18 protein-coding genes are annotated in these 21,441 nt (G+C 45.1%); 8 read left to right on the top strand and 10 right to left on the bottom strand.

Translation table 11 applies throughout. From position 1 onward, the window contains the following. Nucleotides 1–4 precede the first annotated feature (4 nt). From ispC to ACTUJY_RS16310, 8 genes are all read right to left on the bottom strand, one after another. A complete protein-coding gene (gene ispC / locus ACTUJY_RS16345; protein ID WP_463617190.1) occupies nt 5–1,189 on the bottom strand; it encodes a 1-deoxy-D-xylulose-5-phosphate reductoisomerase in 1,185 nt (394 codons plus the stop codon). Next, entirely contained in the window at nt 1,186–2,070 is an 885-nt protein-coding gene (locus tag ACTUJY_RS16340) for a phosphatidate cytidylyltransferase (protein WP_463617189.1), read from the bottom strand. Before ACTUJY_RS16340 ends, ispC begins: the two co-directional genes overlap by 4 nt. Before the next feature lie 147 nt (nt 2,071–2,217). Beyond that, the gene (locus ACTUJY_RS16335; RefSeq protein ID WP_463617188.1) at nt 2,218–2,970 is read right to left on the bottom strand and encodes an isoprenyl transferase; all 753 of its coding nucleotides are present in this window, start codon (nt 2,968–2,970) and stop codon (nt 2,218–2,220) included. 77 nt (nt 2,971–3,047) lie between these two features. Then, the gene (gene frr, locus ACTUJY_RS16330; protein ID WP_463617187.1) at nt 3,048–3,605 is read right to left on the bottom strand and encodes a ribosome recycling factor; all 558 of its coding nucleotides are present in this window, start codon (nt 3,603–3,605) and stop codon (nt 3,048–3,050) included. 44 nt (nt 3,606–3,649) lie between these two features. Beyond that, nucleotides 3,650–4,372, bottom strand: a complete 723-nt coding sequence (gene pyrH / locus ACTUJY_RS16325; protein ID WP_463617186.1) for a UMP kinase — start codon at nt 4,370–4,372, stop codon at nt 3,650–3,652. Nucleotides 4,373–4,410: 38 nt separating this feature from the next. Continuing rightward, nucleotides 4,411–5,295, bottom strand: a complete 885-nt coding sequence (tsf, locus tag ACTUJY_RS16320) for a translation elongation factor Ts (protein ID WP_463617198.1) — start codon at nt 5,293–5,295, stop codon at nt 4,411–4,413. Between the two features lie 101 nt (nt 5,296–5,396). After that, nucleotides 5,397–6,149, bottom strand: a complete 753-nt coding sequence (gene rpsB / locus ACTUJY_RS16315) for a 30S ribosomal protein S2 (protein ID WP_463617185.1) — start codon at nt 6,147–6,149, stop codon at nt 5,397–5,399. A gap of 235 nt (nt 6,150–6,384) precedes the next feature. Next, the gene (locus tag ACTUJY_RS16310) at nt 6,385–8,793 is read right to left on the bottom strand and encodes a protein kinase domain-containing protein (RefSeq protein WP_463617184.1); all 2,409 of its coding nucleotides are present in this window, start codon (nt 8,791–8,793) and stop codon (nt 6,385–6,387) included. 303 nt (nt 8,794–9,096) lie between these two features. Between ACTUJY_RS16310 and map the strand changes: the two genes are divergently transcribed. The 5 genes from map (at nt 9,097) to ACTUJY_RS16285 (ending at nt 16,590) form a co-directional block, all read left to right on the top strand. Further along, nucleotides 9,097–9,864 carry a type I methionyl aminopeptidase gene (map, locus tag ACTUJY_RS16305; protein WP_463617183.1) on the top strand — a complete coding sequence of 256 codons (768 nt, stop codon included), beginning with the start codon at nt 9,097–9,099 and terminating at the stop codon, nt 9,862–9,864. After that, nucleotides 9,864–12,521, top strand: a complete 2,658-nt coding sequence (gene glnD, locus ACTUJY_RS16300; RefSeq protein WP_463617182.1) for a [protein-PII] uridylyltransferase — start codon at nt 9,864–9,866, stop codon at nt 12,519–12,521. Before map ends, glnD begins: the two co-directional genes overlap by 1 nt. 140 nt (nt 12,522–12,661) lie before the next feature. After that, nucleotides 12,662–13,486: a 2,3,4,5-tetrahydropyridine-2,6-dicarboxylate N-succinyltransferase gene (dapD, locus tag ACTUJY_RS16295; protein WP_463617181.1), complete on the top strand. Its 825-nt coding sequence runs from the start codon at nt 12,662–12,664 to the stop codon at nt 13,484–13,486. A 166-nt stretch (nt 13,487–13,652) separates the two neighbouring features. Further along, nucleotides 13,653–15,788 (top strand): TonB-dependent receptor plug domain-containing protein, encoded by a 2,136-nt coding sequence (locus tag ACTUJY_RS16290; RefSeq protein WP_463617180.1) that lies wholly within the window; start codon nt 13,653–13,655, stop codon nt 15,786–15,788. Next, nucleotides 15,778–16,590 carry a 5'-nucleotidase C-terminal domain-containing protein gene (locus ACTUJY_RS16285; RefSeq protein ID WP_463617179.1) on the top strand — a complete coding sequence of 271 codons (813 nt, stop codon included), beginning with the start codon at nt 15,778–15,780 and terminating at the stop codon, nt 16,588–16,590. Before ACTUJY_RS16290 ends, ACTUJY_RS16285 begins: the two co-directional genes overlap by 11 nt. Nucleotides 16,591–16,642: 52 nt before the next feature. Here ACTUJY_RS16285 and ACTUJY_RS16280 read toward each other — a convergent pair whose 3' ends face one another. Beyond that, nucleotides 16,643–16,888, bottom strand: a complete 246-nt coding sequence (locus ACTUJY_RS16280) for a hypothetical protein (protein ID WP_463617178.1) — start codon at nt 16,886–16,888, stop codon at nt 16,643–16,645. 105 nt (nt 16,889–16,993) lie between these two features. Further along, nucleotides 16,994–17,827, bottom strand: a complete 834-nt coding sequence (locus ACTUJY_RS16275; protein WP_463617177.1) for an alpha/beta hydrolase — start codon at nt 17,825–17,827, stop codon at nt 16,994–16,996. Nucleotides 17,828–17,982: 155 nt separating this feature from the next. On the opposite strand from ACTUJY_RS16275, the gene ACTUJY_RS16270 reads away from it, so the two are divergent. The 3 genes from ACTUJY_RS16270 to ACTUJY_RS16260 all read left to right on the top strand — a co-directional run bounded on the left by ACTUJY_RS16270 (nt 17,983) and on the right by ACTUJY_RS16260 (nt 21,416). After that, nucleotides 17,983–19,617: a sensor domain-containing diguanylate cyclase gene (locus tag ACTUJY_RS16270; protein WP_463617176.1), complete on the top strand. Its 1,635-nt coding sequence runs from the start codon at nt 17,983–17,985 to the stop codon at nt 19,615–19,617. Further along, nucleotides 19,608–20,264, top strand: coding sequence for a TorF family putative porin (locus ACTUJY_RS16265; RefSeq protein ID WP_463617175.1), 657 nt, complete (start codon nt 19,608–19,610; stop codon nt 20,262–20,264). Before ACTUJY_RS16270 ends, ACTUJY_RS16265 begins: the two co-directional genes overlap by 10 nt. Nucleotides 20,265–20,387: 123 nt before the next feature. Next, on the top strand, nt 20,388–21,416 hold the full coding sequence (locus ACTUJY_RS16260) for a LacI family DNA-binding transcriptional regulator (RefSeq protein ID WP_463617174.1): 1,029 nt from the start codon (nt 20,388–20,390) through the stop codon (nt 21,414–21,416). The last annotated feature ends 25 nt before the right edge of the window (nt 21,417–21,441 follow it).

Below are 21,441 nucleotides of genomic sequence, written 5' to 3'. Positions count from 1 at the left end.
TGGATCAAACACCTCTCTGATTTATCAACTGTTGTGCCAAAGCACGAGCTTCGTGATCAAGTGCCACTAAGGCATCGATCGTAGGTTCACATTGCGCATTCAATCGCTCCATCACGGCACAATTGATTTGAGCGATCTCAGTAAACCCGAGTTTTCGATGCAAAAATGCAGCAACACTTTCTTCATTGGCGGCGTTCAACACTGCCGGCATTCCCGCCCCAATCGAGAATGCATCCATTGCCAATGTTAAGCAGGGATATCGCTCAAGATCGGGGGTTTCAAACTCTAATTGCGACATGGTTTTAAAGTCCAGCGCTTCAACGCCAGCCTTAATTCGCTCTGGCCAACCGAGACCGAAAGCAATGGGCGTACGCATATCGGGCTGTCCCATTTGTGCCAACACTGAACCGTCATTGTAACGAACCATAGAGTGAATGATGCTCTGTGGGTGCAATACCACTTCGATTTGGTGGGTGCCGACGCCAAACAAATGACAGGCTTCAATAACTTCCAGCCCTTTGTTCATCATGGTTGCAGAGTCCACCGATATTTTTTTGCCCATATCCCAATTGGGGTGAGCGCAGGCCTGCTCTGGAGTGACTTGCGACAGCTGAGACAAGGGTAGCGTTCTGAACGGACCGCCAGAACCGGTTAATAAAATCTGCTCAACACCCGCGCTATCGAATCCCTGCTGAGCATAATCGGTCGGTAGGCATTGAAAAATAGCGTTGTGCTCAGAGTCGATGGGTAAAAGAACGGCACCGGAAGCCTTAACTTCCTGCATAAACAGATCGCCAGCAACCACGAGCGCTTCTTTATTGGCTAATAATACTTTTTTACCTGCTTTAACGGCCGCTAAAGTCGGTATTAACCCAGCAGCTCCCACAATCGCCGCCATCACTTTATCGACTTTAGGGTGCTCAGCAACTTGAGCGAGCGCCTCACTTCCTATCAATAATTCTGTTTCCGGTGATACACGCGCTAATCGTTGTTCAAATTCTAATTGTTCAGGTGGAACGGCAAGTACTGCGTAACGAGGGCGAAAGCGCTCAACTTGTGACAGTAAAAGCTCAAGGTTGCTGTGTGCCGTAAGTGCAAAAACTTTGAATTGCTCAGCATGACGTGCAATCACATCTAACGTATTAATTCCGATTGAACCAGTGGATCCTAATACGGTTACCCACTTCATCGGATCCACTCCAGATAGTATGCAACCAATAAAAATACCGGTGATACCGCCAGAGTTGAATCCAGGCGATCAAGAATACCGCCATGGCCGGGCAACATACGACTGGTGTCTTTTAAATTGACTTGTCGCTTCAATAAGCTGATGAAAAGATCACCGAAAACCGATAGAACAACCAACATTGCCATCAACGAAACGAACAAAGCCCAACTGTCAATTGGCAGCTGTAGCCAGATTGCACCGATACTGGCCACAGACACACTCAGTAACACACCACCGAAAACGCCTTCCCAGGTTTTGCCAGGACTGACCGCTGGGGCCAACTTATGCCGGCCGAAAAGTTTTCCAAATACGTAACCGCCAACATCAGCCCCCCAAATTAGGGCTAACATCATAAGCACCAAGTACCCACCGCGATACACGTCCACTGAAAACTCTGTATTGCGAAGGGCTATGGCAGAAACCCAGAACCCGTTAATAATGATGATACCAAGTAGAAGACGCAACCAAGGTGAGCCACTCCACATTGGCTTCAATGCCTGCGAAAAGACCACCATAGGAATGGCCACTGCCCAGGCCACTAAAGCCAATAGAAAAATGAGTAAAGGCGATTCCCAGTGCCAACCATTGAACCAGAAAGTCGATGGCCAAAACTGAATGGCAGGATCAAGGTACCAGATGGCAATACCCGTTAAGGAAACCAAAAACGCATAAATTGAACGCCATTTGCCTTGTTCAATGGCTGCCAGCCCTGCCCACTCCCAGGCCATCAGGTATCCAACAATCAGTAATGCTCCAGCAAACCACTGCAAATTAAGGCCGAATATTATAAATCCAACCAAAGGCAATAAGAGTAAAGCTGTGATCACACGTTGTTTAAGCATAAATTATCACTGTTCTTCTTCATTTTTAATTAAGGTCAAACGCATCGATATTGACTTAAGGAAACTTCAGCTTAACGCTCATGAATTTCAAACCTTAGGTAATGACGCTAGGTCATACTTATCGCAAGGCAATTCTGCTCCCAATCGCTATGAGTTAACCTGTTCACCTGTTTTACCGAACCGTCTTTGTCGACTCGAGAATTCAGCTATCGCATTTTTCAGCGCTTCAGCATCAAACTCTGGCCACAACAAAGGAGAAAACAACAGCTCACTGTAAGCACATTGCCATAACAAAAAGTTGCTGATACGAATTTCACCACCGGTACGAATCAACAAATCGGGCTCGGGCAAATCAGCACCACACAGATGAACGCTAATGTCCTCTTCGGTCAGGTTTTCGACGTCTTGGTTAGCGGCTTGTTTCTTTGCAATCGCGGCATTGGCCGCTTGCAGCATATCCCAACGACCACCGTAGTTAGCCGCTATTTGCAAAACGATGCCATCATTATGTTGTGTCAGTTGTTCCGCTTTGGCGATTGCTTTTTGTAACTTGGTTTCAAAGCGTGAAACATCGCCAATCACGCGCAACTGAACATTATTTTTATGTAACGCTTTGCTTTCTTTGGTCAGCCCTGTGACAAATAGGTTCATTAAAAAACCCACTTCATCAGCTGGGCGGCTCCAGTTTTCACTGCTGAATGCAAAGAGCGTTAGCACCTCAACCCCTAAAGCACCGCAGGTTTCCACCATTTCGCGGGCACGATCCATCCCCACTTTATGACCTTGTACCCGCTTTTTGCCTTGAGCTTGAGCCCAGCGACCATTGCCATCCATAATAATGGCGATATGGCGAGGTACAACGCTGGCTTGAGCAGATTGTTGCTTGTGTTCGATATTCATGAGAAATGCCCGCTAAATACGCAAACGCCGCGTTTTCACGACGCGGCGTGTGGATAGCCTCAATCAGACAGATGACGTTATATTTCCATCAACTCGGCTTCTTTCTCCGCCAAAACTTTATCGACCTTGGCGACATGCTCATCGGTTAATTTCTGGATTTCGTCCTGAGCGCGACGCTCGTCATCTTCCGAAATCTCTTTTTCTTTGACCAAATCTTTCAATGTTGAATTGGCATCACGACGAATATTTCGGATAGCGACTTTGGCTCCCTCGGCTTCACCACGCACCACTTTAATCAAATCTTTACGGCGCTCTTCGGTTAGCGGTGGCAACGGGATCCGAATCACTTGTCCCGCAGAATTAGGGTTAAGCCCCAAGTCCGAATTCATTATCGCTTTTTCAATAGGCGCCACCATGTCTTTTTCCCAAGGCTGAACCTGTAATGTGCGAGAATCCGCAACAGAAATATTCGCCACCTGAGACAAAGGAGTATCCGAACCGTAATAAGGCACCATTAAGTGCTCAATCAAGCTGGGATGAGCGCGACCGGTTCTGATTTTGGTTAAATCACTTTTAAAAGCATCTACCGATTTACCCATACGGGTTTTTGCATCGTCTTTGATATCGTTAATCACGACTCTTCCCCTTCAATAATTGGTTTTGATTGTACCTGTTCAACTTAACAGGAGATCAATGTACCTTCCTGATCGCCAGTGGCCACACGTACTAAAGCGCCAGGGTTGTTCATATTAAAAACACGTATTTTCTTTTGGTGATCCCGCGCCAAACAAAAAGCCGTCAAATCCATCACTGCCAATTGCCGCTCGAGCGCTTCTTGGTAGGTGAGCTCATTGTATTTCACAGCATCGGAATATTTATTCGGATCCGCCGAATAAACGCCATCCACTTTGGTGGCTTTACAGATTAGGTCGGCTTCAATTTCAATGCCACGCAAACAAGCTGCTGTATCTGTGGTAAAAAATGGATTACCGGTACCCGCACAGAAAATGACCACTTGCCCGCGATCCATAAAGCGCACAGCAAACCGGCGATTATAATCTTCACACACACCGGTCAACGAAATCGCCGACATCACTCGGGTTTCTATGTCGGTACGTTCTAATGCATCTTGCAAAGCCAGAGAGTTCATCACCGTTGCCAACATGCCCATATGGTCGCCCGCAACCCGATTCATTCCCGCTCTGGCCAGCTTTTCACCGCGGAATAAATTTCCGCCGCCAATCACAATACCGACCTGAACACCCGCTTGTACAATTTCACGAATTTCTCCTGCAAGCCGATCAAGCACCTGAGGATCGATGCCAAATTGCTCGCTCCCCATCAGCGCTTCACCGCTAAGCTTAAGCAAAATTCGTTTATACGGAAGTTCAGATCGACTCATTTTGTGATTACTCCATAGATTCAAAAAACGTGTGCGAATTATTCGCCACGCATTTGTGCAGCCACTTCAGCCGCGAAGTCTTCTTCTTTCTTTTCAATACCTTCACCGACTTCGAAACGCACAAAAGATACTACCTCAGCCGACTTGGATTTCAACAGTTGCTCAACACTTTGTGAAGGATCTTTTACGAAAGGTTGTCCTGTTAAGCTAATTTCAGCAGAGAATTTGCGAATGCGTCCGCCAATCATCTTTTCGACGATTTCGTCTGGCTTGCCTTCCATATCGGGCTGAGCTTTGATGATTTCTTTCTCTTTTTCGATGATTTCGGCAGGGATACTCTCTGGATTCAGGTAATCCGGCTTACTCGCAGCAACGTGCATTGCCAAATCGCGATTTAAGTCGTCATCACCACCTTTGGTTTCAACAACCACACCGATACGGGCGCCATGCAAGTAAGAACCTAATGTGCCTTCAGCAGACTCGATGATAGACACTCGACGAACGTTCATGTTTTCACCGATTTTAGCCACTAGGTTTTCACGCGTTTGCTCAACAGTTAAACCGTCAGCATACTCAGCGGCTTTAAGCGCTTCAACATCAGTAATTTTTCCTGCAAGCGCAACATCTGCCACCTTGTTGGCAAAGGCAACAAAACTTTCATCGCGTGCAACAAAGTCAGTTTCACAGTTGACTTCAACGATGGCTGCAGTTTTCGAATCAGCAGAAGTTTTAACGATGATCAAACCTTCTGCAGCAACACGACCTGCCTTTTTGGCCGCTTTTGCTTGTCCGGATTTACGCATATTTTCAATCGCTAACTCAACATCGCCATTGGTTTCAACCAACGCCTTTTTACACTCCATCATGCCAGCGCCAGTACGCTCACGAAGTTCTTTTACTAATGCAGCAGTAATTGCCATGATAATTCTCCAAATTAATTTGCTTGGGCAAATGAATCTAAAAATCGATTACTTTTCTCGAAAAAAGGGGGCAGAGCCCCCTTCTTTTGTCAACTTGGCTCGACTTAAGCTTCTTCAGCTGGTTTGTCGGCTTCTTCAACAAACTCGTCTTCACCAGCTTGCTCAACAATTTGAGCACTTTGACGACCGTCTAATACCGTGTCAGCAACCGCGCTGACATAAAGCTGGATGGCACGAATGGCATCGTCATTACCGGGGATCACATAGTCAACACCGTCTGGATTAGAGTTAGTATCAACGACAGAAACGACAGGAATACCAAGCTTGCGAGCTTCCGCAACCGCAATATGCTCGTGATCGGCGTCGATTACGAAAAGCACATCAGGCAATCCGCCCATGTCTTTAATACCACCGATACTGGCTTCCAACTTTTCCATTTCACGCGTTTTTAATAGCGCTTCTTTTTTAGTCAAACGATCGAAAGTGCCGTCCTGACTTTGAGCCTCCAGCTCTTTTAATCGCTTGATGGATTGACGAATGGTTTTGTAGTTGGTCAACATACCGCCCAACCAGCGCTTGTCGACGAAAAACTGACCACAACGCTTGGCTTCTTCACGAACGATTTCGCTGGCAGCACGCTTGGTGCCAACAAACAGAATTTTGCCTTTGCGAGATGCAACACTGGAAATGTAGTTCAACGCATCGTTGAACATAGGCACAGTGTGCTCAAGGTTGATGATATGAATGTCGTTACGTGCACCAAAGATGTATTGCTTCATCTTTGGGTTCCAGAAACGGGTACGGTGACCGAAGTGAACGCCCGCCTGGAGCATGTCACGCATTGATACTTTAGCCATTTAATTTTCTCCGAAAAACAAGGGTTTAACCTCCGCAAATCCCATAAATCAACCAGCTTAACCTCCCGGTTTGCCGGCACCCAAATTTATGTGTCGATTTGCGTGTGGATTTAAGGTTCTATTGGCTTCAACGTAGCCAACAAATTCGTAGTCCAACCGGATTCTCCAGTTGGGCGCGCTTTATACCATATCCGGGTTGGTGGGACAACGAAAATATGGCTTAGCGAGGCCCTGGTTACAGCTCCAGTACCAGTCGAAAGCCTAAGACTTCATGAGCGTGCTTCACCTCGCCACGTGCCCAGCGGTTGGATATTCGCATGTAAACCGGCTTGTATTCGTAGGCGCCTCCTTTGGCCACCCGGTACTTACATATCGGTTCGCTATCATGGCTGCGGGTATAACAGCTGGATGTCCACTCCCATACATTGCCAAGAATATCGTAAAGTCCGTAAGGATTTGCCGCAAAGCTACCAACCAGAGTCGTTCGTTCATTACCTTGCGGATTTTCACAGCCAATGCAATTGGCTCGATTACGTCCGGGTTCATTGCCCCAATAAAATCGAGTTTTGCTTCCACCATGCGCGGCATACTCCCACTCTTCTTCCGTTGGTAAACGAAATTTTGCGCCGGTTTTATTGTTGAGCCAAGGAATAAAATGCTGTGTGACGTCATCAAAAGTCACATTCATAACCGGACGTTGGCCGCGTCCCCAGCCCTGATCATCCGGTCGTTGACACGCTCGGTCAGCCACACAGCGATCCCACTGCGAAAAAGTGACTTCCGTTTTTCCTAACTTAAACGCCCTTATCGACATGCCTTTTTGCGGCAGCTCATCGCGTTTACACTCATCATCACCCGCCGCACAACCAAATACAAACTGCCCAGCCGGAATCATCGCGAACTCGCCGGCCAATTGCTCAATGAGTTGCTTCTGAACGTAACGTCCTTTATCTGCTATTTGTTTCGCTTTTGCAGGTTTAAAATAAGGGCTGCCCAATGCACGACTTTTCTCAAGAAACAATTTCGCCTGACCGACTTCGCTTTTTGCTATGGCTAATTCCGCCAGTTCCAGATAGCGATCGGCAATAAAATGTATGCCTTTTCGGGCTCGCTGATCACGCGGATTTTTTTTCAATATTTTTTGAAACACTTCGTAAGCATTACTGCCTGCGGGTTCGGTCAACTGATCGTTTTTTAAATACTCAGATGCTTGTTGATAAAGAGTCGCCAATTGACTGCGCACTTTTGAGCGTTGCGCAGAAGCGGTTTGATCCGCCATTTGCTGTGTAGACTTATCTGCTTTACTCGCTTGTTTTGGCGAGACGCTCTCACTTTCAATGGCTCCCTTGGAAGCAGCATCACTTAAACGTTTATCACTCGATGTTTGACTGGTGTTTTTTTCGTAATCATCTTGTTGTTTATCAGAATGGGATTGTTGTGGTTGCTCTTCTGCGCCTTCATTTTGAGTTAAGACTGAATCCAACTGTTCAGCAGCCGCAACTTCATCGGCGATGTCACTCACCAGTGGTTCACTTAAGTTTGAGGAGCCTTGTTGATCCGCAACTAAGGGTGTTATATCACTCTTGTCAGGTGATGGTATCGCTGCATCATTTTGTCCGTTTAAAAACCACCAGCTGGTCAACGCCACCGAAAAAATAACCGTTGCTAGAAGCACTAACATTTGAGGTATTCGTTTCTTAATTGGCGCCAAACTATCGGATCGCAGTAGTTGCCGTTTTACCGGCTTAGGAACTGAGTTTAATTGGCTGTCAGCAACCGGTTGATGCGCTAATTTGGTCTCATTTCTGTCCTTTAAATACTGCCACTTATCAAAAGGAGCGCCCTGAATGACTTTCTCTACTTCAACAGCCAAATCCGCCGCTGTGTCGAAACGTTCATCTTGAGTTTTTGCCATTAACATTTCGAGCAACCCTTGAAGATGGCTAAAGGGTTGAGGCAACTGCGGGATGGGTTCATTAATATGCGCCAGTGCTACAGCAAACGTATCTTCTGCGATATAAGGCACTTCGCCCGTTAGCATTTCATAAAAAACCACACCGAGACTGTAAAGATCGCTGCGTCCGTCCGTAGATTTACCTCGCGCCTGTTCCGGGCTCATGTACCTGGGGGTGCCAACGCTGGTTCCGGTTTTGGTAATGTGGGAATTGCTGCCCATGGCTTTAGCAATTCCCAGATCCGTCAATTTCGCAATACCGTTTTCATCAAAAAGAATGTTTTCCGGCTTAATATCACGATGAACAAAACCCTTAACATGCGCGTAATTCAAGGCTTCAGCCATTTGTTTCACATAAACCAACGCCTGCTTTTCGCTTAATCCTTGTTCAATTTTCTGCTTCAGATCGCCACCCGGAAGGTATTCCATGACATAAAAATGCGTGTTCTCCTGATGCCCGACTTCAAACACAGTCACAATATTGGGATGAAACAAATTGGCCGTTGCGCGAACTTCCTTAGCAAATCGGGATACCCAATTCACATCGCGTGCCATTTCCGGTGGCAGTACCTTAATTGCCACAGTGCGATGTAAAGACGTGTCTTCCGCCAGAAACACATCGGCCATCCCCCCGGAACCGATCCGGTTCAAAATACGAAATTTTCCCAGGTGTTCGCCGGATTTAATCATAAACTGTTTTTACCTGCGCGATGGTTTAAATGACCAGTTGCTCAGTCGGTGGGAATGTTCATAACCGTCAGTGGCATGGATACCACTGCCGAGCCTACAAGGAAGTATTCATGGTGTGTTATGAACATTCCCGCCGACTGTGCTACCAGCACAGACTCTTTACCCTGATTTGAAGTTAACTTTATGGAACAAGGCTATGATAATCAAGGAAATAACCGGTAAACATCAGCTTTCGATGATTCTCTTGGCAAAAATCAGTAGAATGCTGCCCATCTTTAAAATTTTTGAATTTGAAGCCATTGCATGAACATTAAAATCAAAACGCCAGATGAGATAGAAAAAATGCGCGTAGCCGGTCGCCTAGCGGCCGAAGTGCTGGAAATGATCGAACCTCATGTTAAAAAAGGGGTAACGACCAACGAGCTGAATCAGATCTGTCATGATTACATCGTTAATGAACAGCAGGCGATTCCGGCACCGCTAAATTATCACGGTTTTCCGAAGTCAATTTGTACCTCGGTTAACCACGTGGTTTGCCACGGTATTCCAGCTGATAAAAAACTGAAAGACGGCGATATCATCAACATCGACGTAACCGTCATAAAAGACGGTTATCACGGCGACACCAGCAAAATGTTTACCGTAGGTAAACCCAAAGTAATGGCAGAAAGACTGATTCAAGTCACTCAAGAGTGCCTGTATCTGGGTATTAACATGGTGAAGCCAGGCATACAACTGGGTGATATCGGTTATGCCATCATGCAACACGCACATAAACACAATTATTCTGTGGTGCGCGAATATTGCGGTCACGGTATCGGCGCTGAATTTCATGAAGATCCGCAAGTGCTGCACTATGGAAAACAGGGTACTGGAGTCGCACTGGAAGCCGGGATGTGTCTGACCATAGAGCCCATGATCAACGCAGGCAAACGCTATGTTTCTTTGCTACCGGATAAATGGACCGTCATCACCAAAGATCGCAGCCTTTCAGCGCAATGGGAGCATACGTTACTGGTTACCGGTTCCGGCGTTGAGGTACTAACCAAGCGCAGCGAAGAAAGTTTTTAATGACTCCATTTCAGGCCGAACAACTGAACTTACCGCCATTGCCAGACATTAATAAAGAGCAATTGGCACACCCTTCCACCATTACCAGTTGTAAAACCTATCTGAAAAACAGTCAACAAGCACTGGCGGATGCCTTCGACCGGCGAGTTTCTGTACGCCATTTAGTAACAGCTCGCTCCTTAATTGTTGACCAACTCTTGCAACAACTATGGCAAGCGTTTGCTATTCATTCGCAAGAAGCCAGTCTGATCGCCGTGGGTGGCTACGGCCGTGGTGAGTTGCATCCGGGTTCCGATATCGATTTATTGTTCCTTATCGATAACAATCACCGACAAATCATTCTCGATTCGTTGCAACCATTGATCACCTTGCTTTGGGATATTGGCTTGCAAATTGGCCACAGCGTACGCACCTTAAAGGAATGTTGTCAGGCAGCGGAAGACGATATCACTATTGCTACCAACCTGATCGAGTCACGCGTCATTTGCGGAAACACGGCTTTATTCGACCAAATGAGAACACTTACCGGCCCCGAACACATGTGGCCAGCTCGCGCTTTTTACGAAGCCAAAGTGGCGGAACAAAAAGCCCGTTATCGCAAATACAAAGGCACATCCTTTGACCTAGAGCCAAACCTCAAGGGAAATCCGGGTGGTTTGCGCGACATTCAATTGGTCGGCTGGATCGCGAAGCGCTACTTTAGCTCCGGGTCCTTACATGATCTGGCCAACAAAGGTGTTTTTACGCTTAAAGAATATCGCACCTTGATGGGCTCGCAACTTTTCATGTGGCGCATTCGCTATGCTTTACATTTGATCACCGGTCGTGGTGAAGACCGACTGCTATTTCAGCATCAGAAAAAAGTGGCTGAATACCTGGGCTTTAAAGACAAAAAAGAAGCGCTTGCTGTTGAGCAATTAATGAAAAAGTACTTTCGAGCAGCCATTAAAATTCGAAATGTGACTGAAATGTTATTGCAGGTGTTCGAAGAAGAAATTCTCGATGCCGGTTGCAGCCGAAACATCGAGCCGATCGATGATGACTTTCAAATTGAAAATGATCGCATCGCGCTAATCAATCCGGAACGCATCGCGAGTGAACCCGAGTTGATGCTAAAAACATTTATTGTTGCTGCACAAGTACCTGGTAACAAACACGTCAGTGCTCGTACATTAAGAGCGATACGTGATCATCGTCATATGATTGACGCAAGTTACCGTAATAACGAGAATTTCAAAAAGCTGTTTCTGCAGTTTTTCAGCATGAAACATCAAGGAGATCGCCCGTTTTTTCTATTAAAGCGCAACGGCATACTGGCCCGATTTGTCCCTTTGTTTGAAAAAATTTCCGGTCAAATGCAATTTGATATGTTTCATGCGTATACAGTAGATGAACACACGCTCTTTTTATTAAAAAACCTCACTCGCTTTGCCAACCCAGAGTACCAACAAGAATTTCCAATTTGCAGCGAAATCATGCAAAAATTAGATAAGCCGCAATTAATTTATTTGGCCGGGCTATTTCATGACATTGCCAAAGGTCGAGGCGGTGACCATTCCGAGCTGGGAGCTAAAGATGCGTTAGAGTTTTGTCGATACTTGAATCTGTCGGAAGACGATGCACAAACGGTATCTTGGCTGGTAAAGTGCCATTTGATCATGTCGGTAACCGCACAGCGCAAAGACATTTCCGATCCCGATGTTATCCGATATTTTGCCAGTCAAGTACAAACACAATACAAATTGGATTTACTTTATATTTTGACGGTTGCCGATATTCGCGCAACCAGCCCTAAATTATGGAACTCGTGGAAAGACGCCTTACTCAAAGAGCTCTACCTAACCACTCGTAATTACCTTGCCGAAAAAGAACATAAACCGATTTCCGACTCAGAGCACATTGCCGACGTTAAGGAAAAAGCACTGGCAATATTAGCGAAGAAGAAGATCAGCCTCAGCGAAACGGAAGCACTCTGGGCAACATTAGAAGACAATTATTTTAAAACCTCACCTGTCGATCGCATTGTTTGGCAAACGTCTTCGGTAATCAAACATGCTCACGGTTCCTCGCCTTTAGTTGAAATAAAAAAACATCGAAATGATGCGGGTTCAGAAGTGTTCATCTATACGTCGGATCAACCCGGTCTTTTTGCTGCGATCACGGCAACGTTGAGTCAAAAAAACTTACGCACTCAAGCGGCTGAGCTGTTCACTAATGCTCATGGAAAATGCTTCGACTCTTTTGTGGTGCTCGAAGAATCGGGCAAACCGATTCAATCGCAACCAAGAATGCAAAGCATTCGTAAGCGATTGCAAAAAAACCTAAAGAATATTGCAGGCATGTCAAAAAAAGTAAGGCGTCACATGTCCAGCCGATTTAAACAGTTTGATATAACAACCAAAGTCACTTTCAGCCAGAGTCGAAACTTGCGATATACCCAAATGGAATTGACAGCTTTGGATCAACCCGGTTTACTGGCGGCTATTGGTGAGTCCTTAAGAAAATGCGACATGTCCATTCATTCAGCTCGCATAGTTACGTTGGGAGAAAAAGTAGAAGACATTTTTGAAATTTCAACACTTGATCTGCAACCCTTAAATGAACAACAACAAACTCAATTACGCGAAAAAATCATTCAACAAATCGATAAACTTTAACCTAAAGTTATTTTATTTCGTGCTCTGGCATTGGCAAGAATACGCATGAACCGGCGCTAAAGCGATGAATAACCTAAGAGCGTCGGTACGAATGAACTTAGAACTTAGAACTTAGAACTTAGAACTTAATAGAGAATACTATGACACAGCAATTACAGTCCTTAATTACCGACGCTTTTGAAAACCGTAACGCGTTTTCACCTCAAAACGCTCCCGAAGACATTCGAGCCGCCGTCAACGAAGCCTTAACCCTGATCGACTCTGGTAAAGCCCGTGTTGCCGAAAACATCAATGGCGAATGGACGGTACATGAGTGGTTAAAGAAAGCCGTTTTATTGTCTTTTCGGCTCAACGACAACACCACCATGAATGCCGGTTTTACCCAGTTTTACGACAAGGTGCCGAGCAAGTTTAATAATATGAGTGCGCAGGACTTCGCAGCAACCGGTGTACGGGTGGTACCACCAGCAATGGCACGTTTCGGCAGCTATATCGCACCTAACGTTGTTCTGATGCCGTCTTATGTCAATATTGGTGCTTTTATCGATGAAGGCACAATGGTCGATACATGGGCCACCGTCGGCAGCTGCGCACAAATAGGCAAAAACGTTCACCTTTCAGGCGGGGTAGGTATTGGTGGCGTATTAGAGCCGCTTCAGGCGAGCCCAACCATAATTGAGGACAACTGTTTCATCGGGGCCCGTTCGGAAATCGTTGAAGGTGTGGTTGTTGAACAAGGCGCTGTAATTTCCATGGGGGTCTATATCGGTCAAAGTACGCGCATCTACAATCGCGAAACAGGCGAAATCAGCTATGGTCGCATTCCCGCCGGCTCGGTAGTCGTTCCCGGCAGTTTGCCATCGGAAGACGGCCGCTACAGCCTCTATTGTGCAGTAATCGTTAAACAGGTCGACGAAAAAACACGTGCCAAAACAGGCATTAACGAATTATTACGACTGGCTTGATCCTTTCTAACGATCTTCCCTGCGGTCAACATCAAATCTGACAGCAGGGAATAAATATTACCTTCTCCATTGGTAACAGCCGCCCGAAATTCCTACCTGAACACCTATTAATCGCCAAATATGTTCTATTCTTATAGACATCCTGGCTAACTCTCTGGTCTTTATGGTGCAAAGCCGGTCAACGCGGCAAATTCGGCCCATTCGAGCAATAATCTGCAGCTGGTTGTTTCTGGCCACTGGCTTGGTGCTTGCGCAACAAAAAGAAAAGGATTTAGAAGATATCCTATTTGGCATGGAGTTGGATAAACTGATGAAATTGGAAGTCGTCACTGCCACTCAAAAGTTACAGTCCATCAACAAAGCGCCTGCCATCATCAGCGTCATCAATCGGGAAGATTTAGAGCGGTTTTCAGTAACCAGCTTAATCGATGCGCTGCATTATGCGCCGGGTATTGAAACCAGTGTCGCTCCTGACGGTTATTACCGACTCGCTATGCGTGGAGAACGACGCGAAGGCGAAATTTTGCTCCTCATCAACAGTCAAAGTATGAATAACTTTTACGATGGTCGCGCCATCTTTGACTTGCCCGTCAGTTTTATTGAGCGCATTGAAATCATTCGCGGCCCGGCTTCCGCGCTTTATGGTAGCAGTGCGGTGGTCGGTGTTATTAACGTAATTACTCGCAGTAATCAACGAAACATTCGACTCGGAACAGGAAACAAAGGGAATCGATTGTTCGCTTTAAACACGTCTGGCGATGAATCGAGCTGGGACCTCAATACGGGATTTTCCACAAGTAACGGCGCTAATGTCATTGAACACGCCGCTTCGAATCAAGGCATTTCACAACCGGTAAGCGGACACACCAACCGATACGTCGAAGATGACTTTCTTGCCTTTCAAACGCATGGTGATAATTATCAATTACGCCTCTTTGGTATGCAGCGTCGTCGAGGTGTTTGGACTGGGGCAATCTTCGATTTTGGTACCGATTCTCGGCTACGTGAAACCTTAATTTCGACCAGTTTAAAAGTCGATCACCAACTGAAACAAAAAGTGCAGTCAAAATCCTATTTTCGGTTGAGTTGGTTGAATAACAACTCCCTGTACCAAGATCACCCGGACGGATTTATTTCAAATAACGGTATCTTTTTTAATGGCGCACTCACCAAAGAGAGTTACAGTGGTGCAAACCTGGGATACGAGTTTCAATACAATCGACAATGGAGCCCACAAACATTGGTCTTGTTTGGCGGTGTTTTGCAATACCAACATTTGTACGATTACAACCTAACTCGAAACTATCAAGTCAGAGGGCTGGTCCCTCAATCCACTTTTGGAAATTACGACAGCATTATCAATGTGCAAGAAGGAAAACATCGCACCATCAGTGCTCTTTTTGCTCAAAGTATCACGGATTTAGATCAACATCAGATTACATTAGGTTTACGATTTGACGACTACAGTGACTTTGGTTCCTCATTAAACCCTCGTATTGGTTGGACTTACCCGGTGACCGAATCTTTGAGTTTAAAGTCGCTTTATGCTCATGCATTTCGCTCTCCTACATTTAAAGAGCTGTATGATCACACTCGAGTCGGAACGGAAGGCACCATCGGTAACAAAGAGCTCAAGGCACAAACCGTTAAGTCATTTGAATTTGGTGCAGAATACCAAATGGAACATTACATCTTTAGAGCCAATTATTTCTACACCGAAACCGATGACTTTATTGAAAGCTTCGACCCATTTGGACGCAGTGAACGAGGTACTTACGAAAACAAAGGTGATACCAAAAGTGAAGGCTTTGAAGTTGAGTTTAAAGCTTACCCAAACAAATTTGTTGAGTATTTTATTAATTGGGAACAGCATGAAACCGAGTTTTACTGGAGTGAAGACGAACAGTTTGAGTTACAAAGAAATTTTTTAAGTGAACGTGGCGTTCGAACGTTATTGCATACGCCACGCATACGCATCAACTCTGGGCTGACCCTTAAATACGATCTTTGGGAACTTTTCACCGGCATTCGTTATGGTGGGAAAAGCGGTGCAAACAAACGTTCTGCTTTAGAAGCTTTTCAAGATGTGAATGAGCCAGTGATTATCGACGAATACCTACTGGGAGACTTAACACTGCGTTACCATTGGAATTTACAGTTTACGATCAAATTTGCTATCAATAATTTAGGCGATGAAAAGTTTTCCGATCCGGAAAGTGCTGAAAACATCGACCGTTTTGGCAGCGATGGATTGGCTCAACCCGGCCGCAGTTACTTAATCAGTTTTAATTATGATATTTAACACGTCAAACTTACATGCGCTACGGCTTTGGTTAAGTCAACTGGCTTGCTTTTGTTGTTTTATATTAACCGCTTGCAGCGATCCCAATCGACTCCCTGGGCTCAAACCGGGTGATGAAACCGAAATTGGATTTACCAGCGTTCCACTCGACTTTTCTGCGATAACGGTCCGTTCAGGTGAGTCGTTAAGTGGAAACCTGATCACCGATGCCATGCGAGAAGCGGCAATTAATGCCGGATACAACGTCAACTTTGCATTCACCAATGGCGGTGCTATTCGCTACGATGCGGCAAGGTATCCTGATGGGATTTTCCCTGCAGGTCCTATTACACGCGCCGAGCTGTTTAACGTTTTGCCTTTCGACAATAACTTGGTTGTGGTCACAGTCACAGGTGCACAGCTGAAACAAATTTTAGAGCGTAGCGTAGCGGGTTTACCGGGCCTCCCTTCACCCCCAGGCCAATTTCTACAAGTATCGGAAGGTATTTCAATATTTGTCGACCTATTCCAAGACGCACAGGTAATCGATCAAAATCAAACGCCCGAGGTCATCGTTTCTGAAGGACAAAGAATCACGAATATTTTGGTGGGCGGACAAAACTATGACAATCGTGAAAGCTATTTATTGGTAACCAATGGCTTTATCGCCTCAGGCGGTGACGGCTATGTGACCTTTGCTAATATTGATGATAGCGCGAAAGTAACACTGCCATTACTCGACAGAGAAGCATTAGAAACCTATCTACAACTCAACTCTCCGGTAAGTCCGATTTTCGAAAACCGAATTACCATTTCAGACTAAACCCGTTAAATGGCCTAAAATTGACGCCTTGTGTACCGGAAAAGGTTTTCCGTTATTTCACTTTTTTTTGCCAATGCCAAACGACTCTCGATAACGCCTTCGTTCGAATTTGCCATAAGCGACGCCCATAAAACATCACCTGCCACTCGAAACGTAAACAACAAGGAAGCCATAGCCATAAAGTCATCGAAATCACATAAGCCCAGGTATAATCAAGAAAAAGCCCAAGTAGGCCAAAAGCATAAATCATCAACCGATTCAGATTCAGTAATCGATAACGCTGTTTTTCATTGCACATAAAAACCTTCGTTCAAAAGTGTGTGCGTAGACCAACGAATAAAACTCATCGCACAACTTGAAGGTATCAATAAGCATGCCATTCTATTTTTTAAAGTTTGCTGTTTCAGCGAGGCAGTTGATGATTAAGAGTGGATTGATGGTTAAGAAAAGCATCAATCCATTGAAAGTAAGCGTCACCGGCAACCTCAATGAGATCATTGTGTCCAGCACGCGGTACACTGTGAAAAAATTTTACACCGTCATATGCGCTGAATAACCTTTGTCCATGCGCATAAGGCACTATGGTGTCGACTTCACCATGAATGATCAAAATCGGGCACTGAAGATGCTTTAACTTATCGAGCGAGTCAAAAGGTTTACGGCCAAACAACAGCCAACTTAATCCCATGCTTTTCGCCATATCCACTCCGGACGTCATCGGCGAGACCAGAATTAAACCGCCCAAAGAATGATTTTGAGCAACATGCACAGCAATGGCCGAGCCAATAGAACGCCCTAGAATGACAATATTGGATGGCTCGAACGCTTTTTCGTAAAGCAAATATTGAATCGCCGCTTCCGCATCAAGATAGACCCCGAGTTCCGAAGGTGAACCTTCACTTTTACCATAGCCACGATAACTTAAAAGTAATACATGATAGCCAAGCTCAGAAATTCGGCGAGCATGATCAATACGGTGGTAAGCATTACCGGCATTGCCATGTAAAAAAAGAACCGCTTTCTTCGCGTTAGTTTGTGTTTGTGGCATTTCAAACGCTTGTAATGCCACTCCATCTTCGGTATGAATACGAATTTCTATCACAGCCTCTGTTTTCACTGGCGGATATCGATCGTTTACTCGACTGGGATGAAACGCAAAATGATTAATTAAAACATCGGTACATCCCATTACAAGTGCCAATGCAACAAGCAAAGCAAATATAAAGACCTTTTTCATTCACAGCCCGTCAGTTTCCTGATATCTCTGTGTATAGTTGCTCAGAGCTGATTTATCCACTTCAGCTTAAGATAAACCAATGAGGGTACTGAGTCCAAGCCACAGAAGTTCAGAATCAACTATACTGATTAGCAATTGTTTTTTGAGCCAGCCCCATGTTTGTTCGAGCCATTGCCAGTAATTTACGCATTAAACTGTTGCTACTCTTTTTAGCGATGTTGGCTTCTATTCTTTCGGTTCAAATCACCATCCGCGTATTTTGGACGTTACCCCAACTTCAAGCCATGGAAGCAAACGCTGATCTCAAAGATATTCAAAGAGTCAGCTCCGCAATCGATCGACTTTTCAATGAGCTCTATAGCATTGCCTACGACAACGCCGTTTGGGATGAAATGTACCGGGTTATGGAATCGAATGATCGAGAATACATTCGCAGAAACTATTTTTTTCGTGAGTCTTTTCAAGCCCTTAAAACCAATGGCTTGTATTTTTATACAAAAGGCCACGAAAAAATGCTGGGATTAGGCGTTGATAATCTGTTCATTCCTATTGCTCGTAATATTTTCGATGACCCGGATGAAACTTTTCGAAAGCAAGTGTTAATCGACACCAAAGAAGTGCAGCAAAACAATCAACGACCCGTATCCAAACGTGGTTTTTTATTACTCCAAGGGCAGCCGGTGATGTTTGTCAGTTGCAGTATTATGCCCTCAAATGAAATTGGAGAACCTCAAGGCACCTTTGTAATCTGGCGTTTTGTCGACGATCGAGTTCGCCATCAATTGAGAGAAATACTCCAACTTGACGTTGCTTTATCAGTCGACTCAACCGGTACAAACCAAGTCATCAATCAATCAAACCTGTATTCAGATACCTTGCTAAACCAGTCCAGCTTACGCGGTGTTGATCAATTTATTGAAGTCTCCTTTAATGACATAAACAACGACCCTATGCTTTACATTCGCTACCCGGCACCAAAACGGAGCTACGATGATCGATTGTTCGATACGTCACTCATTTCAGCCTCTCTCGCTTCCGCCGTCATTTTGTTGGTTATATTTGTGCTCCTCAATCAGCTCGTGATACTCCCGATAAAACACATGCAGAGAACCATTCGTCAGGTTATGGACAAAGGTGATTATCGGCAAACAACCGGAATCCATCGCCAAGACGAAATTGGACAACTGGCCGGCTTGGTCGACACATTGTTTGATAATGTGCTTACCCAACAAAATGAATTGATTAAGCACAATATTCAATTAAAAGAATTGAGTGATACCGACGAGCTCACAGGCGTCGCTAATCGCCGCTCTTTAGAAAACTATTTGCGTCACCTTTCGAGCGAGACACGCCAAACCCCAGAAGGGCTGAGTGTGCTCATGGTGGATGTAGACCATTTCAAACTGTACAACGATACCTATGGCCATAAAGCCGGAGACGAAACGCTAAAAAGAGTGGCTCAAACAATGACAAAACTGACCCGCCAAGGATTCGATATGGTCGCTCGTTATGGTGGAGAAGAATTTGCCATACTATTACGAAATATTGACGAACAAAAAGCGATTCATGTGGCGCAAAAGCTTTGTCAGGGTATCGAGTCTCTCAAAATTACCCATGAAACATCGCCGACAACCCAACACATTACGGTATCCATTGGGCTCTCGACTTACCCACCTCAACACTGTTGCGATACCGAGCAACTTTTTAAAGTCGCCGATCAAGCACTTTATGAAGCAAAAGCGCTCGGTCGAAATCAAGTGGTCAACTTGAGGTGTAACGAATGCGCTTAAGTACGAAACACCCAATTACTTCGATTATGGTAATACTGGCGCTGAGCAGTAACTGGAGTGTTGCAAATACCGAATTTAACCCTTACGTAGGATTCTCCACAAAATATTTTGACCGAGGTGAATTTCTTGCAGACGACTCTTTGAACACAGGATTTGACATTGAACACCAACAATTTTTTGCAGGCCTATGGGTAGCCGATATTCAAGAAGCGGTAGAATATGAAATTTATGCCCGCTACTACGTCAGTTGGAACAGCCAGCTAGCAACCGGCGTAGGCATCACATCTGCGCAATATACTGACGATTACGATGAACCTTATCGAGAACTTAACTTTTACGTTGAATACTCAAATTTAACCGTGGAGCTCACCCGTGGTTGGTGGCAAGGTGATGATGAAGCGGCCGATGATTACCAATACTTTTCCGCTCGTTATGACATAAATCAATACTATTTAAAGCATGGTCGATTCGCTGGTGAGTACAGTGGTAATCATTGGGAACTCGGTTTATTTCATGATTTGTGGCACTTAGAGTGGCAATTGTCACTGATTCAGAGCTCTAAAGAGTTGTCCGGCAAGCTAAACCAAAGTGGCAATCCTGTTAGCCATACGACATTGGTACTCAGTGTTTATTATAACTTTGAATAACTTCACCCGACCTACCTTTAAATCCTTTTACGCTTATTCATCTTCCGGTATATTCACATCAACTTTCTGTCACTTTGAAAGACAACACAACAATCGATAACTTTTTCCTTTTTGAGGAACCCGGTGAAAACTAAAGCAACTTCGTTCGACATTGCTCATTTAGCAGGCGTATCACAATCGACCGTTTCACGGGCTTTACGTAACAGCCCATTGGTTAGCCCAGAAACGCGCGAAAAAATAAAAGCCATTGCGAAAGACCTCAACTATAAGGTCGATAAAAACGCCAGCAATTTACGCTCACAACGCAGCGAAACCCTTGCTCTCTTGCTCTTTGAAGATCCCACCAGCGACGACTCTCAAATCAATCCATTTTTTCTTTCTATGCTCGGAAGTATTACGCGAGCGTGTGGTGACCATGGCTACGATCTTCTCGTGTCCTTTCAAAAGCTGGATGAAGACTGGCACGCCGAATACGAAGATTCACACAAAGCAGACGGCATTATTTTATTAGGCTACGGTGATTTTACCGATTACAAAGAAAAATTGGATCAACTGGCCGAAAATCAAACCCATTTTGTGCTCTGGGGTGCCGTGCAAGAAGGGCAACCAGGCGTCTCTATTGGGTGTGATAATTTTAAAGGCGGCTACGACATCACGCACCATTTGATTCAACTTGGCAAACGACACATCGCTTTTCTCGGGGGAGCCTCCAGTCGATGTCCTGAGTTTTACGATCGCTATAAAGGAAGCTGTCAGGCGCAAACCGATCTAGGGTTTACTCCCAATAAAGCCTTGCAGATTGATGCCATTACCACAGAACAATCAGGTTACGCAGCAACATTACAGTTAATTGCCATGCAAAAGCCATTTGATGCCATTGTTTGCGCAAGTGACTTAATTGCGGTTGGTGCGATGAAGGCATTGCGTGAACGCAATATTAAAATTCCCCAAGACGTTGCTGTTGTTGGATACGACAATATCCCGTTATCTGAATTTACGCGTCCTGCGTTAACAACAGTACAACAAGACACTAAACTGGCCGGAGAAATGTTGGTGGAGTGCTTAATCAAGCAGATAAAAAGCGAAGCCGTCTCCAGTCAATTACTGCCTGCGAAATTGATCGTGCGACAATCTTGCGGAAACGTGGAATGACAAGTTGCGAGCTTTGCAAAGTTTA

The sequence above is a fragment of the Pleionea sp. WD8-19 genome (assembly GCF_055326765.1).
The sequence above is the reverse complement of the archived record's forward strand: the minus strand, read 5'-3'. Positions and strand labels throughout refer to the sequence as shown.

Bases quoted from the DNA above. Each gene is read 5' to 3' on its own strand.
- ispC (WP_463617190.1), bottom strand. From the start codon at position 1,189: ATGAAGTGGGTAACCGTATTAGGATCCACTGGTTCAATCGGAATTAAT.
- ACTUJY_RS16340 (WP_463617189.1), bottom strand. From the start codon at position 2,070: ATGCTTAAACAACGTGTGATCACAGCTTTACTCTTATTGCCTTTGGTT.
- ACTUJY_RS16280 (WP_463617178.1), bottom strand. From the start codon at position 16,888: ATGTGCAATGAAAAACAGCGTTATCGATTACTGAATCTGAATCGGTTG.
- ACTUJY_RS16285 (WP_463617179.1), top strand. From the start codon at position 15,778: ATGATATTTAACACGTCAAACTTACATGCGCTACGGCTTTGGTTAAGT.
- map (WP_463617183.1), top strand. From the start codon at position 9,097: ATGAACATTAAAATCAAAACGCCAGATGAGATAGAAAAAATGCGCGTA.
- ACTUJY_RS16275 (WP_463617177.1), bottom strand. From the start codon at position 17,827: ATGAAAAAGGTCTTTATATTTGCTTTGCTTGTTGCATTGGCACTTGTA.
- ACTUJY_RS16310 (WP_463617184.1), bottom strand. From the start codon at position 8,793: ATGATTAAATCCGGCGAACACCTGGGAAAATTTCGTATTTTGAACCGG.
- rpsB (WP_463617185.1), bottom strand. From the start codon at position 6,149: ATGGCTAAAGTATCAATGCGTGACATGCTCCAGGCGGGCGTTCACTTC.
- ACTUJY_RS16270 (WP_463617176.1), top strand. From the start codon at position 17,983: ATGTTTGTTCGAGCCATTGCCAGTAATTTACGCATTAAACTGTTGCTA.
- ACTUJY_RS16265 (WP_463617175.1), top strand. From the start codon at position 19,608: ATGCGCTTAAGTACGAAACACCCAATTACTTCGATTATGGTAATACTG.
- ACTUJY_RS16335 (WP_463617188.1), bottom strand. From the start codon at position 2,970: ATGAATATCGAACACAAGCAACAATCTGCTCAAGCCAGCGTTGTACCT.
- pyrH (WP_463617186.1), bottom strand. From the start codon at position 4,372: ATGAGTCGATCTGAACTTCCGTATAAACGAATTTTGCTTAAGCTTAGC.
- glnD (WP_463617182.1), top strand. From the start codon at position 9,864: ATGACTCCATTTCAGGCCGAACAACTGAACTTACCGCCATTGCCAGAC.
- dapD (WP_463617181.1), top strand. From the start codon at position 12,662: ATGACACAGCAATTACAGTCCTTAATTACCGACGCTTTTGAAAACCGT.